This is a genomic window from Paenibacillus sp. A3 (assembly GCF_001399685.1).
Classification (GTDB): Bacteria; Bacillota; Bacilli; order Paenibacillales; family NBRC-103111; genus Paenibacillus_G.
Genome location: NZ_JTHN01000261.1, coordinates 24333 through 39714, shown reverse-complemented (window position 1 = coordinate 39714; position 15382 = coordinate 24333). Strand labels below are relative to the sequence as shown.

Below are 15382 nucleotides of genomic sequence, written 5' to 3'. Positions count from 1 at the left end.
GAGTGGTGGCTGACAGCCTTTGCGGCCCGAGGCTTTTCCCTGCTGCTGGAAGGAGTAGTAGCGGGGACCCAACTGGCACTTAAGCGAGTGCGGCAAAGGATGAGGACCGGCAGAGAGCCGGAGAACGATTGACAGGCAGAAGCTGCTGCCCGAGAAGGAAGGAGACGCGATCGACGTGTGGGCTTGGCTGGTGGAGCAAAAATATACCGTAGGAATCATACTGGGCGTAGTGTTCGGTGTGCTGGCCCGGCTGACGATGCTGCGGACCGATTACCGGCAATATCCGACTTATCCTCACGGCAAAATCATTCACCTTTCCTTGGGCGTCATTGCGGCGGGGCTCGGATCGGTTGCTGTCCCATCGCTGCTGGATAAGAATTATACGGCCATGACGTTTTTGGCTATGGCGGCGCAGCAGTTCCGGGACGTTCGTAATATGGAGCGCCAGACGCTGAGCAAGATTGACAGCCTGGAGCTGGTGCCGCGGGGAGCGACCTATATCGAAGGGATTGCAATGGTGTTTGAAGGCCGCAACTATTTAGTCATTTTTACCGCGTTTGCCACGGCGTTCTTCGGTATCGTGTTCCCCTGGTATTGGGGGATCGTGGCCGGTATTGCGGCTATTCTGGTCACCAATATGTTCAAGACGGGCAAAACCTTGTCCCACATTGCAAATGTAAACATCGGCCAGGTGCGGCTCGACGGACCGAATCTGTTCGTTGACGATATCTATATCATGAACGTAGGATTAAGCGATACGCAAAATGTCATCCGGAAAAAAGCCATCGGTCTTGTGCTTGTGCCGAAAAATAAAAATGCAAGGGTTACCTTGGCTAACCCGGGACAGCGGCAGGCGCTATTGCATGACGTGTCAACGATCATGGGCGTCCATCGCGACGAAGGCGAACCGGCGCTCGTTCCGTTGGCCAAGCTGGATATGAATGACGGGCGGCTGGCGGTGCTGCTGCTTCCGCAGGAGCAAGATCCGGAGAAAGCCCGGCAAGTCGCGATGAACTCGCCGGTGCTGGAAAGCGCGGTGCGGATGCCGAGCGAAGCGCATGTGCAAACCGGCGGAAAAGCGGGAGGATAGCGCTAATGGGACAAATTATGGCGGTGGTGGCGACGGAAGCAAACCGGCAAACGGTGGCCGGCGGAGCTCCGATCTTTATCGCGGACGATGCAAATCATCAGCAGCAAGTAGCCTTTAAGCTGGAAAAAATTTTGGATGCGGCGGCTCACGATTTGGAGAACGGGATCGTTATTTTAGTGAAGCATTAATGGCTGGAAGGCTGCCCGCTAACGTTTCGTTCATTTACTTGTGAATTCGATTTTGATATAATATCAGAGCTTGCAAGCCTTGAAAACAGGCTTGTCTTTGTACATAACGTCCCTTGGCCGAACGGGCGGAGGGAGACATGAAGCAACAATGCGGTAGTCAAAGAAGGGAATGAAGTGCATGGCAAGACCAATCGTAGCGATTGTCGGCCGTCCGAACGTGGGCAAATCTACGGTGTTTAACCGTATTATCGGCGATAAGCTGGCTATTGTGGAAGATAAACCGGGGGTTACCCGGGACCGGCTGTACGGCAGGGGAGAGTGGCTGGACACCGAGTTCAGCGTCATCGACACCGGCGGAATTGAGATCGACGGGGAAGATCAGATCATGAAGTCCGTTCGCGTTCAAGCGGAGCTTGCCATCGAGGAAGCGGACGTCATCGTGTTTATGGTGGATGCCAAAGCGGGCATTACGCCGGCGGACAGCGAAGTCGCGGAAATGCTGTTCCGGGCGAAAAAGCCGGTTATCGTTGCCGTCAACAAGGTGGACAATCTGAAGCGGATGGACGATATTTACGAGTTCTACAGCCTCGGCTTCGGCGAAGTCGTCGGCATCTCCGGCTCTCACGGCACGGGAATCGGCGACCTGCTTGACGAGGTGATCAAGCATTTTCCGGACACGACTGAGGAAGAGTACGGCGAGGATGTAATCAAGGTCGCCTTGATCGGCCGGCCGAACGTCGGGAAATCGTCGCTCGTCAACGCCATCCTGGGAGAAGAGCGCGTCATCGTCAGCAATGTCGCCGGAACGACGCGCGACGCGATCGATACGCCTTTTGAGAAAGACGGCCAAAAATACGTCATTATCGATACGGCGGGGATGCGCAAGCGCGGCAAAGTATACGAGACGACGGAGAAGTACAGCGTCATGCGCGCCATGAAGGCGATCGAGCGGGCGGACGTCGTGCTGGTCGTCATCGACGGCGAGGAAGGCATTATCGAACAGGATAAGCATGTCGCCGGATATGCGCACGAGGCGGGCAAAGCGGCGATCTTCGTTGTGAACAAATGGGATATCGTGGAAAAAGACGACAAAACGATGCATCAGTTCACGCAAAAAATCCGTGACCATTTTTTGTTTATGACCTATGCTCCCGTCGTGTTTTTGTCGGCCAAGACGAAGCAGCGGCTGCATAAGCTGTTCCCGGTCGTGACCAATGTAGCCGAGCAGCATGCGGCGCGCGTGGCGACGCACGTGCTGAACGATGTCGTGTCCGATGCCGTGGCTATCAACCCGCCGCCGACGGATAAAGGGAAACGTCTGCGTATCAACTATGCGACACAGGTGGCGGTCAAGCCGCCGACCATCATTTTCTTCGTGAACGATCCGGAGCTGATGCATTTCTCCTACCAGCGATATTTGGAAAATAAAATTCGCGGCGCGTTCGGTTTCGAGGGTACTCCTCTGCGCATGTTTACGCGTCGTAAATCGGACGAGGAATAGGGGAGAACCGTGTTGACTAGCTTGCTCTCACTTTTGATCGGTTATTTGCTCGGCTCGATCAGCTTTAGTTATTTGGCAGGCAAACTGCTGAAAGGCATCGATATACGCGAACACGGAAGCGGGAACGCGGGGGCTACGAATACGCTGCGGGTGCTCGGCAAAGGGCCGGGCATCGCAGTGCTTCTCTTGGATGTACTGAAGGGCGTGGCGGCCGTCTGGATCGGCACGTGGCTGAGCGGGAGCGATCCGCTGTTTGAAGTGCTTGCGGGGATCAGCGTCATCGTCGGGCACAATTGGCCCGTGTTTTTCGGGTTTCGGGGAGGCAAGGGCATTGCGACGACGATCGGAGTGATGGCGACACTTGCCTTTTTGCCTGCGCTTATCGCCGGGATTGTTGCTATTGTTTCTATTGCTATTACGCGTTACGTTTCTCTGGGATCGCTATTGTTTACCGCACTTTTGCCGATCTTGATCTGGTTTATGGTCGGATCCCGGGAAATTTTCGCGCTTAGCCTGCTTCTCTTCGTATTCGCTTGGGTCAAGCACCGGAGCAATATCGTGAAGCTGTTAAAAGGACAAGAGAACAAGCTTGGTGCCAAAAAACAAGTTTGACGAAATAGACGGAGGTGTTCGTTCATGCCGGTTTCCGGTAAAACCGCCGTGCTGGTAGCGGGAAGTTGGGGAACGGCCATTGCCTCGGTGCTGGCGGATAACGGCCGCGACGTACTGCTGTGGTCGCGCAACCGCGATCAGGTACGGGAGATTAACGAGGAGCACCGCAACAGCCGGTTTCTGCCCGAGGTTTTGTTGTCTTCGCGGATTCGGGCGACTGATTCGATGGAAGAAGCCGTGAAAGATGCGGAAGCCGTTGTGATTGTAGCACCGTCCTCGGCCATGCGGGATATCGCCGGTCAGCTTAAACCGCATTTGAGCCCCGATTCATTTCTGGTCCATGCAACCAAAGGATTCGAAGCCGGCAGCTTAAAGCGCATGAGCGAAGTGTTGGCGGAAGAGCTGACATCCTACGATTCGAACCGGCTGGTCGTACTGTCCGGGCCAAGCCATGCGGAAGAGGTCATCAAGCAATGCCCGACGACGGTCGTCGTTGCTTCGCTGGACAAAGAAGCCGCCGAGCAGGCGCAGGATTTGTTGATCAACTCGTATTTTCGCGTATATACGAACCCTGACGTCATTGGCGTCGAGGTTGGCGGCGCGCTCAAAAATATTATTGCGCTCGGAGCAGGTCTCAGCGACGGGTTAGAATTCGGAGATAACGCCAAAGCGGCTCTGCTTACCCGAGGACTGGCCGAAATCGCCAGACTTGGGACGGCGATGGGGGCGAGTCCGTTGACGTTCGCGGGATTGGCCGGAATCGGTGATTTGGTGGTTACGTGCACGAGCAGGCACAGCCGCAACTGGCGGGCCGGGTCGATGCTGGCACAGGGACATTCGCTGGAAGAAGTGCTTCAGCGGATGGGCATGGTCGTAGAAGGCGTCAAAACGACGCAGGCCGCCTATCAGTTGTCCCGCCGCTATGAGATTTCCATGCCGATTACGGAACAGCTGTACGACGTCCTGTTTAACGGAAAAAAACCGAAAACGGCTGTAGAGCATTTGATGGGACGGGGTCCCCGGCACGAAACCGAAGAAATCGCCGACGATTCTCAAAACGGTTGGCTTCGTTAAGGCGAACGCCTATACCGACGGCAACTTTTCCACATATACTACCTCAGGCTTTACTGCATAACCAGTCTGAGGAGGGACAACGATGGCAGATAAAAACATGCCGAAAGACGTGCTCAATGTGGTTAAGAAAAAAACCGGCAAAAGCGTCTCCGAGAAAGATATATACAAGCTTGCGAGCGGGGTTAAGCCGTCCACGCTGCAGAGCGATACGCAGCTGCGGCAGCTGATTAAGCAAGTAGCGGGCCTTGTAAATGTTCCCGTTTCGGATCAAACGACGAATGAGCTGATCCAAGCGATCAAAAGCAGCAAAGTGAGTACGGACAATTTGGAACAGCTCATGAAGATGATCATGAAGAAGTAAGGTGACATTTTTAACAGTTTTATGGCATGAGCCGCCGGTCAAGCGCGCTTGTGCTTTTTTTGTGTTATGATGGAGTCAATTACGTTACCAAGCTAGGGGTTGGAAAATTTATTATGTCGCCGTTGGACAAAATGTGGGCATCTTTTATTGCGATCGGTCTCATGGTTCTCGCTTCGCTGCTGATCACGTTTGCGAGAAATAAAACGACGGGCATTGTCAGGTTTGTGCTGTCGTTGGTCGCGTTCTTGATGTTTATCCCGATCTTTATTTATATGGTCGTATCCCTACTGTAAGGAGTTTGGCAGCTTATGATCACTTTAAAAGGACGCAGAGTAACGAAATCGATCGAACCGGTGACCGGGTTCACGATCTTGGATTTGGCGCTGAAGACGGAAGTGGATTGGGGCTTCTCCTGCATGCGAGGCACTTGCTCCCGCTGCCGCTGTCAAGTAAGCGAGGGCATGGAGCATTTGAACGCTCCGACGGACGAGGAGCTGGACAATCTGGAGCCGGAAGAGCTGGAGCAGGGATTTCGGTTAGGTTGTCAGGCGAAAGTAAAAAGCGAGGGCGTGATCGCGGTTGCGCATAAGCCTTATTTTTGACCATTTTGCTTAGCATAGGATGATAAGATGAATACTCAACAACTTGGCACGGTGCCGGGACGGCTCAAGGAGATTTTTTCCGAGCTTGCTGTACATACACGGGAATCTGACTCAATTTGGCTGGTCGGAGGCAGCACAGGTCTGCTGCTGCAAGGCGTGCGGCTTGACGCGCTTCCCAGGGACTTGGATTTATACGCTGACCGGCGCGATGCGGAGGCTTTGCATATGGCGCTCCGACGGTACGCGACTGACGATCAGACGGAGAGTGAAACGCCCATTTACCGGTCGATTCTTAGCCATTATGAGATGAACGGCGTCAAGGTGGAGCTGGTCGGGGCTTTCGAGGTACGGGCGATGGATAGCGAATATCGCGTGGAAGCCGAGTATTTGGCGCGGACGCATGCGCTTGCTGTTTCGTATGGCGAACGAGAGGCCGTCCGGTTAATGCCGCTGGCCCACGAACTGGTGTTTAACGTGCTGCGGGATCGCCCGGACCGCTATGAAGCGATTGCAAGGGTGTGCCGAGTCCAGGAGCCGGAGCGTCACAGGCTGGCTTTGGAGGATTTGATTGCCCGCAACCGCTTCAGCGGGGAGCTCGCCGACAGGCTGCGTACGCTGCTCGACCCGAAAGCGATGAGTTAACGGAAGGAGAGCGCGTATGGCCGCGAAAGTTACTTTTTTACCCGATAACAAAACGTTGGAAGCAAGACCGGGCACGACGCTTCTGGATGCGGCCCGGCGCGCCCGCGTGCATATCCGCACCCGGTGCGGGGGCAAGGCGGCTTGTCTGATGTGCAAGGTTCGCGTGACGGAGAACGCCGGCACGGGGCTGGCCGAGCCGAACCGCAATGAGGCGCTGAAGCTTGGCGGCTTGCAGCAGGACGGCTATCGTCTCGCTTGCCAAGCGAAAATCACCGGGCCTGTCACCGTGCTCGTGCCGGAGGATCCGTTGAAGAGCGCTATACGCAGGCAGTTGGAAAAGCAGGAGGAGGAATGGTGATGAAGCGTTGGCTGCAGGCAGCGTCTTTGCTGCTGGTCTGCACGCTGCTCGGCGGCTGCATGTATCCGAAGGGGATGCGTAAGGAGAACCAGATTGCGAGCGGCGAATATATGATCGTCGTTCAGAACGCGGTCGATCAATATAAGGCGAAAACCGGCGTGCTGCCGATCAAAAACTTCGAGGCGACCACGCCGCTGTATGAACAAAATCCGATCGATTTCAAAAAGCTGAAAGGGCGTTACATCAGCGAAGTGCCTGCCAATGCGTTCGAGAACGGAGGGACGGCGACCTACGTTATGATCGAGGCGGAGACGAAGCCGACGGTCAAGATGATGGATTTGCCTTCGTTCCAGCAGACGGTCGAACTGCAGCAGGAGGTGGACCGTTATAAATCGAAGACGGGCACGCTGCCGGCAGGGGAGCCGGTCGCTCCCGGCTTTTTCGCCATCGATTACGCCAAGCTGAACCGGAAGCCTCTGGAAGTGACCAGCATGTATACGCGCTCGTTAAAGCTTCCGTTCCTGATGAGCGAATCGGGGCAGGTCGCCATCGATTATGCGCCTGAAATAATGCGGCTTATCGATAAGAAACAGCTTCAAAGCAAACTTGATGCCAAGCAGGATCTCCGCGCGCTGCTCGTTCAGGAATCGTATTTCGTCCCTGCGCGCTCGTTTGCTTACATGTGGAAAGACAATAAGCCGGTTCCCATCCCGGAATCGTTCTAACCTAGCCTCTATCAACCTTCTAGCCAAGGTGATAGAGGTTTTTTTCTTGCCATAGCTAGAATAATCGTAGAATCTCCTACATATATTTGTCAGGGATGAAGTTAAGGACGCAAGCGGCGAACACGGTAAAGCCGGATTTCCGGTGAAAATTATTTCTGCGCCTGTCATCATATTTTGAACCGCCGTACATATATTTGTACTAGTCCAAAGCGTGTACGAGTTTCGTCTTAAACAACCTGTAGGAGGGATTCTCATTGGAAAAAGTGGATATCTTTAAGGACATTGCAGAGCGTACTGGCGGGGATATTTACCTGGGGGTCGTTGGAGCGGTCCGTACGGGAAAATCAACGTTCATCAAGCGTTTTATGGAGTCGATCGTGCTGCCGAACATCCAGAATGAAGCCGACCGGATCCGGGCAACCGACGAATTGCCGCAAAGCGCCGCCGGACGGACGATTATGACGACGGAGCCGAAATTCGTACCGAACAATGCCGTGCAGCTGCATGTTGCTGAAGGACTGAATGTCAACGTTCGACTGGTCGACTGCGTCGGGTATGTTGTCGAAGGCGCCAAAGGATATGAGGATGAGAACGGCCCCAGGATGATCAACACGCCATGGTTCGATGAAGCGATTCCGTTTCAGGAAGCCGCTGAAATCGGCACGCGCAAGGTAATTCAAGAGCATGCGACGCTTGGCGTCGTCATTACGACGGACGGCTCGATCGCCGAAATTCCGCGCGCCTCCTACGTCGATGCGGAAGAACGTATCATAAACGAACTAAAAGAAGTTGGAAAGCCGTTCATTGTCATCGTGAACTCCACCCGCCCGCAGAGCGATGCCGTGATTGAGCTGCGCAACGAGCTTCAGGCGAAGCACGACGTGCCGGTCGTGGCGATGAGCGTTGCCAATATGAGTGAGGACGACATGATGTCCGTGCTTCGCGAAGTGCTGTACGAATTCCCGGTTCACGAGGTCAATGTGAATCTGCCCAGCTGGGTCATGGTGTTGGAGGAGAATCACTGGCTCCGCTCCAGCTTCGAGAACTCTGTCCGTGAGACGGTACAGGACATCCGCAGGCTCCGCGACGTGGATCGGGTCGTCAGTCATTTCGAGGAATACGAGTTTATCGATAAAGCAGCGCTGGCCGGTATGAATATGGGGCAAGGGGTCGCGGAAATCGATCTGTACGCGCCCGACGAGTTGTATGACCGTATACTTATGGAGGTCGTCGGCGTGGAAATCCGCGGCAAGGATCATCTGCTGCAGCTCATGCAGGATTTTACGCATGCCAAGCGGGAATACGATCACTTCGCCGAAGCGCTCGAAATGGTCAAAACGACCGGCTACGGGATTGCCCCGCCGACGCTCGCGGAGATGGCGCTCGATGAACCGGAGCTTATCCGGCAAGGGTCCCGCTTCGGCGTCCGGCTCAAGGCGACGGCACCGTCGATTCATATGATCCGCGTCGACGTGGAGTCGGAATTCTCGCCGATTATCGGGACAGAGAAACAAAGCGAGGAGCTCGTTCGTTACTTGATGCAGGATTTCGAGGACAACCCGCTCAAAATCTGGGAATCCGATATTTTCGGACGGTCGCTGCACTCGATCGTGCGCGAAGGCATTCAAGGCAAGCTGGCTATGATGCCGGACAACGCGCGTTACAAGCTTCAGGAAACGCTTGGACGGATTATAAACGAAGGCTCCGGCGGCCTCATTGCGATCATTTTGTGAGATGCTTCTCATTTTTCGTGAAAAATGCACTCCAAAGGGTGCATTTTTTGTGTTTGCACTTGAAAATGGTTAACGCGTGTATTACTATAATCTTGTTTCTTTCACCTTTGCATCGTTCCGAATGTATATTTTTCGGCGAAACGGTTAACAAAGAAAGTAACGGACTCGTTTGTTTCGGGGGGAGGTGAATCGCATGAATAAATCCGATTTGATCAACAAGGTAGCGGAATCCACGGAGCTTTCCAAAAAGGATGCAACCAAAGCGGTTGAAGCCGTATTCGAAGCTATTTCCGAGGCGCTTCAAAGCGGAGATAAGGTACAATTGGTCGGATTCGGCAACTTCGAAGTTCGTGAGCGTTCCGCCCGCAAAGGCCGCAACCCGCAAACCGGCGAAGAAATCGAAATTCCTTCCAGCAAAATCCCGGCCTTCAGACCTGGCAAAGCGCTGAGAGACGGAATCCAGTAAGCTCTTCGGCTTTTAGGCTTTCTACATAATGGAGCCGGTTCCCCGGCACGAAAAGGCGCTCGAATGCGATTCGGGCGTTTTTTTTCTTTTGAAAATCACGCAAATACATCGCCGTCTCTCCTTAAAACCATGGATGGGAGGCGTTTTTTATGGCGTTATTTTTTTCAGTAAAGTGTGAGAAATTTTCAGTTGCTGCGTCTAATTAATATGCAGCCACTGAACCCGAGTATTAAAGCTTAACCTCGGACTGGTGAATGAAAGTACACGGTCGTGCGGCGAGTGCTTGTCGTAATCGGAGCGGGGCGCAACGCAGAAAAACGGAGGTGTCCGCTTTATGACGGCACAAGAGAATACACTTGAAGGCGTTAAGATCAGCGGAATTAAAACGAAAGAGGAGCTTATGACCACACTGCTTTCGTTGATCCCTGGCAGTTTGAATGTAAATGACATTGTATTTCTATGCATCGGTACGGATCGCTGTACAGGGGATTCGCTTGGTCCGTTTGTCGGCACCTATTTGACTGGACTTGGATACAAAAATGTAGTGGGAACAATCGATGAACCTGCTCACGCGATCAACTTGACGGAAAAACTGACACAACTGCCAATCGGGAAGGAGGTTATCGCGATCGACGCTACATTAGGGCAGTTGGCATATGTCGGAAGCATGACCGCTTATAAGGGATCCATTAAGCCGGGGGGTGGCGTCAAAAGAACGGACCTTCCGTACGTCGGCCATTATTGTGTCACGGGCGTTGTAAACGTTGGTGGTTGCCGGGAAATCGACGTTCTTCACACGACGCGTTTGTCTGGTGTAATCAAAATGGCGCAGGAGATTACGTCAGCCCTTGTTGACGTATTTCCGCTAGAGTCGGAGCTGTCTTTGAGAAAGGTGCGCGACCGTCTGCGCTATAGCCGTGGAGGAGGCGTTCGCTTAGAGTGAAAATGGAAAAATTTACGCAAGGGTATGCGAAATAGACTTGCAAGGGTCAGTTTAACGTGCTATAATGACCTACGCTGAGAGATTACGATGTGATTCGCAAAACAACGAAACACCGTATCCGATAAGCATTTACGGGCATAAAGCACTATTATATTGTCGGGGTATGGCGCAGTCTGGTAGCGCGCACCCTTGGGGTGGGTGAGGCCGTGGGTTCGAATCCCGCTACTCCGATAGCACGTTACGACCGAATCGCTTTCTTGGCGGCTGAAATCCGCCGGAGGAAGCGGTTTTTATTTTCTCCAAATCTAATTATAGGTCGGGGAAGCCGAAGAGGGAAACGCTCGCTTATGTAGAATTAGTTAGCAGATTCCGTTTGGCATAGTTGTAGAAGGCGAAGGGGGATGAACGGGTGAAATCTGTAACAGTAGAAGATTTGGTAAAACGATTTTCGTTGGAAGTACTGGCCGGGGCTACGCAGCTCCATCGAACGATTCCCAAGACCAGAGTCCACCGTCCGGGGTTGGAATTCGTCGGGTATTTCGATTTTTTCTCGCAGTCCCACCTGCAGGTGCTCGGTAGCAAAGAAATCACTTATTTACATACGCTCACGGAAGAGGAACGCAATGACCGGATCGGAAACATCGTAAAATATCATCCGCCGTGCTTTGTCGTAACCCGCAATCAGGAAGGGCTCAAATATTTGATGAAATATTGCGAGGAAGAGGGCATTCCCTTACTGCGGACGCCTCAGCCGACGACCAAATTCATCGAGCTGGTGGATGCTTTCTTGACCAAATCGATGGCGCCGGAAATTGCCGTGCATGGGGTTTGTGTCAACGTATCCGGGATCGGCATTCTGCTCCGGGGCAAATCCGGGGTAGGGAAGAGCGAGACCGCACATACGCTCATTCGGCGGGGACATCGGCTGGTGGCGGACGATATCGTGGTGCTGAAAAAGATCAGCCCGGAGACGCTACTGGGCACGCATAACGGAAAGACAAAAGAGTTTCTCGCCCTCCGCAGCATAGGACTTATCAATGTTTCCCGCCTGTACGGCCGCAAAGCGTTTCAGGACGAGACGCGGATCGTTCTCGACATCGAGCTGACAAAGTGGCAGGACAATGCGCTCAATAACGAATTGGAGCTGGCACCGAAGTTTTCGGATTATATGGACATCAAGATTCCGCACATCGAGATCCAGCTTCAGCCCGGCCGCGACGTGGCCGGCTTGGTAGAAGCGGCGGCCAACAACTGGTATCTCAAGCAGCAGGGCTACAGCGCGGCAGAGGACTTCATGAAGCGTCTGCAAGAGGACTGAAAGAAGCCGGCGATTCAGTGCGAGGCGCAAGCGACACGGGACATTTGCCCCGTGTTTTTTAATTCTGAAGCTTTTCTTAAATGTAAAAAATTTATGAAGCAAAATCATCTTTTTTTTGTTATACTAAGTTGACCTTATTTCACGAAATGGGTATGCAACATGCGGGTTAGGTACAGTATTTAGGGGGAGTTACCGAAAATGTCAGAAAAACTTAGACGATGGTCGAAAGCAAACGATTGGACGATGTACGGCATTCTGGCATCGATCTTTTTGGTTTGGCGTATCGGCGTGGTCGGCAATTGGAGCTTGGAATGCTGGGTCTTGCTTTTCATATGTCTGATGGGCGTCCGCAAAGATCAGATTGACGTCGATTGGAAACGTTTTTTTGTGGTTGGCATCCCACTTCTTGGCGTCTTCTATTATTTCTATGGCTCCGGTAGCGGAGTATGGTGGAAAATTGCCAATTGGATGTTCGAAAACAATCGTCATCCATTGAAATGGGATGACATGATGAACAGCATCCCCCTCAACGATGCGGCATGGGCCCGGGCGATCAATCACCCGGTGTTCGACCAGATCATGGTTTGGATCTATAATTACGGCTTCGTGCTTTCGCTCTGGATTTGCATCGTCCGAAGCTATTGGACCAAGAGCGTAAAAAAGATGATGTCTTACGCTTTATCCGGACATTTGATGCAGTTTCCGCTGATCCTGCCGTTTTACAACTTGATTTTGCTTCGCGAGGTATGGTGGGTAAAGGGGCAGCCTGACTTGCTCGGGCGCAAGTTTGCCACGGAAAACGACATGTTGGTCAATGTCATGAACTGCTTTCCGAGCATGCATACGTCGATTTCGTTCGCCATGCTGCTTCTGGCGCTTCGGGAGAAAGACCGCATTTTCAAATACATGATGGTTACTTATTGCTCCGCGATCATCTTCTCGACGATGTATCTGCAGATACACTGGGTGCTCGACGTTATTGCGGGCATGTTGTTTGCTTACGGTGTCGTGAAGCTTGCCGATTTGATCATCCATTTGGCTTCCAAGCTCGTACCGAGCTGGTTCAAAGGGTTCTACAACAAAAAAGATCAAGCTTACGCCAAAGAGAAAACGGTAGCCGCCTAAGAGGGCGGCTTTTCTCTTGAGTTGACAGCACGAGTATTTTTCTGCATGATAAAGGTAATTGGACAGATTAGCCCCGGGGGGAATCAGGATGGACGCGAGTCAGAGCGAATATTTTGTGGTAAAAGCCAAGGAAAACGGAGTACAGGTCATCGGATTGACGAGAGGGCAGGATACCCGGTTTCATCATACGGAAAAGTTGGATAAAGGCGAGATCATGATCGCTCAATTTACCGAACATACATCAGCTATCAAAATCCGTGGGAAAGCGGTTGTGGTCACGAAATTCGGCCTTATTGACACGGAGGAATAATTTTTCGGATAGCGGCAGGCATAGCCTGCTTTTTTTCGTTGTACAATGTAACAGACGAGGCATAAGCCAAGCATTCGGACCCCGTCAAAAGGAGGAAGCGGTTCGGGATGAAATGGGCTCCCCGTTTGTTAATCATTACAGCCTTATCGATAGCGGTAGCGTCGGCATTGTCTTATTTGTCACAGCTGGATGAGAGCGTTAGCGTGTTTCGAAGCGTTAAAGCGCATCCCGTATCCGAAAACAATATTGTCGACGTCGTATCGAAGATGCAGCTTCATTTAAGAATTCGCCGGGTGGAGGTTAATCATGCCGTCGTGTCGATCGATTTGCTGGCCGTAAAAACGAGCGACAAATCCGACATGCTCAGCGATATGTACGAAGTGCCGACGATGATGTTCGCTTCGTCTACGAATATCAATCAGGTGTTGGTCCGCGTGCTGGATGCCTCCGGGGACCGGGAAGGGAATCCCCAGCCCTTGGCAGCGGTGGACGCCAGGCGGGAGAGATGGCTTCCGAACGAAGCGGGACCCCGTTCCAGAAACGCGGAGGAGCTGCAACAGTATTTGGATACCCGCTTTCGGATGACGTATACCTCGAAATGGCAGGAGCGTTTTACTCCGAAAAGCTGATCCGGGTACATGCGAAAATAATTCGATTATGCTATAATAGTTTAGATTGCGAGTGAAGAGATTTTTCTTATCGGTTCGGAGGCTTACATATGAACACTTATCGGATTCCGGAGATGGCCAAGAAATACACGGAGCATGACATGATTCAAAAGCATACGGATCTGCCGCTCTTTCCCGAATTCCGCACCCGGCTTCTGTATGCTTTTTTAAATAAACACAGCACATTAGCCGGTTACAGCGAGCTTTACGCGCTTGTGACATCCCTTGTGCAGCTCGGTCTGGATACGCATGATATGGTCAGCGTAACCAACGACGCCAAGGAGCAGAAATCCGCCCGCTCCCGGCAGCTCAAGGTGCTTGCGGGAGACTACTTCAGCAGCCGTTTTTATTACCTGCTGTCTCATTCCGGACAGATTGATTTGATCGGAATACTGTCCGCAGCGATATGCGAGGCCAACCGCCTCAAAATGAACCTGTACCTCAAGATGAAGCAGCTGAAGCTTACGGCGGATGATTACATTCGGCAGTCGGTAGAAGTGAAGACGCAATTGTTTTTGTCCTTCGCCAATCTGCTCGAGGAGCGTTTTAACGTCGTTTGGCCTGAGGTGCTTCGCCTGTTTACCCGCTGCGAGGTGCTGCATCAGGAAATCGTCCGGTCCGAGTCGTCTCAGCCGTATCGGGATAGCTGGGGCTTTTGGCATGTTCTGCAGCAGGCGACACGGGAAGAAAAGAAGCTGCTGCAAAGCGAGGAACCGGACCCGGCAAAATGGCGCTCGCTATGGCTGAAGTACAAGGTAACGCCGCAGCTGCAGCAAATGCTCGATGCCTGCATGAAGGAGCTTCAGGACAAGCTGCAGTCGCTTGAACCGGAGAAATTAGGTGCAGAGCTGCTGTCGATCGGCGAACCGTTTCGCAGGTACTTATCGGCCCCGCGGGCGACTCAAGAAGTTTGAGGTGAACTTATGGAAATGAAATCGACCAAGGAACAGTTCGTTCACTCCGTCTTCGAAAGCATCGCGCCGAAGTACGATTTGATGAACGACATTTTGAGCTTTCGCCAGCATAAAGCCTGGAGAAGCTTTACGATGAAAAAAATAAACGTGAAGCCGGGAGCAACGGCGATCGATCTGTGCTGCGGCACTGCCGATTGGACGATCAGCCTTGCTAAAGCGAGCGGTACCGGCAATATCGTAGGCCTCGATTTTAGCCAGAACATGCTGGATGTAGGTGACGAAAAAATCAAGCGGCTCGGAATGGACAAGCAGATCAAGCTCGTGCAAGGGAATGCCATGGCGCTTCCGTTCGAGGATAATTCGTTTGATTATGCAACGATCGGCTTTGCGCTTCGCAATGTGCCCGATTTGGTCAAGGTCATCGAGGAAATGCAGCGGGTGGTGAAGCCTGGAGGAATGGTTGTCTCGCTTGAACTGTCCAAGCCGACCTGGCAGCCGTTCAAATCGATTTATTATTTTTATTTTCAAAAGGTTCTGCCGCTGCTCGGCAAACTGATCGTCAAACGGTACGAGCAGTACAAATGGCTGCCGGAATCGCTTAAGAACTTCCCGGACCATAAGGAGCTCGCCGACATTTTCCGAAAGACCGGTTTGACCTGCGTCGAGGCTTACCCACTGACCGGCGGGATCGCGGCGCTTCACATCGGCATTAAGCCGCAAGCGGCAAATGGATCTAAGGGAGATGTCTGACA

General features: G+C 52.6%; 20 protein-coding genes and 1 tRNA gene. All 21 read left to right on the top strand.

The genetic code is table 11. The features are described 5' to 3' along the window. The first annotated feature begins 175 nt into the window (after positions 1-175). The 21 genes from QJ48_RS32090 to QJ48_RS31990 all read left to right on the top strand — a co-directional run bounded on the left by QJ48_RS32090 (position 176) and on the right by QJ48_RS31990 (position 15380). Entirely contained in the window at positions 176-1090 is a 915-nt protein-coding gene (locus QJ48_RS32090) for a YIEGIA family protein (protein ID WP_054977394.1), read from the top strand. 5 nt (positions 1091-1095) lie between these two features. Next, a complete protein-coding gene (locus QJ48_RS32085) occupies positions 1096-1278 on the top strand; it encodes a capping complex subunit for YIEGIA (RefSeq protein WP_054977393.1) in 183 nt (60 codons plus the stop codon). Positions 1279-1456: 178 nt separating this feature from the next. Next, the gene (gene der, locus QJ48_RS32080) at positions 1457-2779 is read left to right on the top strand and encodes a ribosome biogenesis GTPase Der (RefSeq protein ID WP_054977392.1); all 1323 of its coding nucleotides are present in this window, start codon (positions 1457-1459) and stop codon (positions 2777-2779) included. A 9-nt stretch (positions 2780-2788) separates the two neighbouring features. Next, a complete protein-coding gene (gene plsY, locus QJ48_RS32075; RefSeq protein WP_054977391.1) occupies positions 2789-3391 on the top strand; it encodes a glycerol-3-phosphate 1-O-acyltransferase PlsY in 603 nt (200 codons plus the stop codon). A 24-nt stretch (positions 3392-3415) separates the two neighbouring features. Next, positions 3416-4465, top strand: coding sequence for an NAD(P)H-dependent glycerol-3-phosphate dehydrogenase (locus tag QJ48_RS32070; RefSeq protein ID WP_054977390.1), 1050 nt, complete (start codon positions 3416-3418; stop codon positions 4463-4465). 82 nt (positions 4466-4547) lie between these two features. Continuing rightward, positions 4548-4826: a stage VI sporulation protein F gene (locus QJ48_RS32065; RefSeq protein ID WP_036680703.1), complete on the top strand. Its 279-nt coding sequence runs from the start codon at positions 4548-4550 to the stop codon at positions 4824-4826. 113 nt (positions 4827-4939) lie between these two features. Continuing rightward, positions 4940-5119 (top strand): DUF2768 family protein, encoded by a 180-nt coding sequence (locus tag QJ48_RS32060; RefSeq protein WP_054977389.1) that lies wholly within the window; start codon positions 4940-4942, stop codon positions 5117-5119. Positions 5120-5134: 15 nt separating this feature from the next. Further along, complete coding sequence (locus QJ48_RS32055) at positions 5135-5428, top strand: 2Fe-2S iron-sulfur cluster-binding protein (RefSeq protein WP_054977388.1); 294 nt, start codon at positions 5135-5137, stop codon at positions 5426-5428. A 27-nt stretch (positions 5429-5455) separates the two neighbouring features. Then, positions 5456-6070: a hypothetical protein gene (locus QJ48_RS32050; RefSeq protein WP_054977387.1), complete on the top strand. Its 615-nt coding sequence runs from the start codon at positions 5456-5458 to the stop codon at positions 6068-6070. A gap of 16 nt (positions 6071-6086) precedes the next feature. Further along, a complete protein-coding gene (locus tag QJ48_RS32045; RefSeq protein WP_054977386.1) occupies positions 6087-6428 on the top strand; it encodes a 2Fe-2S iron-sulfur cluster-binding protein in 342 nt (113 codons plus the stop codon). Next, entirely contained in the window at positions 6428-7153 is a 726-nt protein-coding gene (locus QJ48_RS32040; RefSeq protein WP_054977385.1) for a hypothetical protein, read from the top strand. Before QJ48_RS32045 ends, QJ48_RS32040 begins: the two co-directional genes overlap by 1 nt. A 254-nt stretch (positions 7154-7407) precedes the next feature. Continuing rightward, the gene (gene spoIVA, locus QJ48_RS32035; RefSeq protein ID WP_054977384.1) at positions 7408-8886 is read left to right on the top strand and encodes a stage IV sporulation protein A; all 1479 of its coding nucleotides are present in this window, start codon (positions 7408-7410) and stop codon (positions 8884-8886) included. Between the two features lie 193 nt (positions 8887-9079). Further along, complete coding sequence (locus QJ48_RS32030; RefSeq protein ID WP_010494971.1) at positions 9080-9352, top strand: HU family DNA-binding protein; 273 nt, start codon at positions 9080-9082, stop codon at positions 9350-9352. A 334-nt stretch (positions 9353-9686) separates the two neighbouring features. Beyond that, positions 9687-10295: a spore protease YyaC gene (gene yyaC, locus QJ48_RS32025; protein ID WP_054977383.1), complete on the top strand. Its 609-nt coding sequence runs from the start codon at positions 9687-9689 to the stop codon at positions 10293-10295. A gap of 157 nt (positions 10296-10452) precedes the next feature. Further along, a tRNA-Pro gene (locus QJ48_RS32020) sits at positions 10453-10526 on the top strand. A gap of 178 nt (positions 10527-10704) precedes the next feature. Continuing rightward, a complete protein-coding gene (gene hprK, locus QJ48_RS32015; RefSeq protein ID WP_054977382.1) occupies positions 10705-11613 on the top strand; it encodes an HPr(Ser) kinase/phosphatase in 909 nt (302 codons plus the stop codon). A gap of 198 nt (positions 11614-11811) precedes the next feature. Continuing rightward, positions 11812-12738 (top strand): phosphatase PAP2 family protein, encoded by a 927-nt coding sequence (locus tag QJ48_RS32010; RefSeq protein ID WP_054977381.1) that lies wholly within the window; start codon positions 11812-11814, stop codon positions 12736-12738. Positions 12739-12826: 88 nt separating this feature from the next. After that, complete coding sequence (gene mtrB, locus QJ48_RS32005) at positions 12827-13048, top strand: trp RNA-binding attenuation protein MtrB (protein WP_054977380.1); 222 nt, start codon at positions 12827-12829, stop codon at positions 13046-13048. A gap of 107 nt (positions 13049-13155) precedes the next feature. After that, entirely contained in the window at positions 13156-13677 is a 522-nt protein-coding gene (locus tag QJ48_RS32000) for a hypothetical protein (protein ID WP_054977379.1), read from the top strand. An 89-nt stretch (positions 13678-13766) separates the two neighbouring features. Continuing rightward, positions 13767-14630, top strand: coding sequence for a heptaprenyl diphosphate synthase component 1 (locus QJ48_RS31995; RefSeq protein ID WP_054977378.1), 864 nt, complete (start codon positions 13767-13769; stop codon positions 14628-14630). A gap of 9 nt (positions 14631-14639) precedes the next feature. Next, positions 14640-15380: a demethylmenaquinone methyltransferase gene (locus QJ48_RS31990; protein ID WP_054977377.1), complete on the top strand. Its 741-nt coding sequence runs from the start codon at positions 14640-14642 to the stop codon at positions 15378-15380. The last annotated feature ends 2 nt before the right edge of the window (positions 15381-15382 follow it).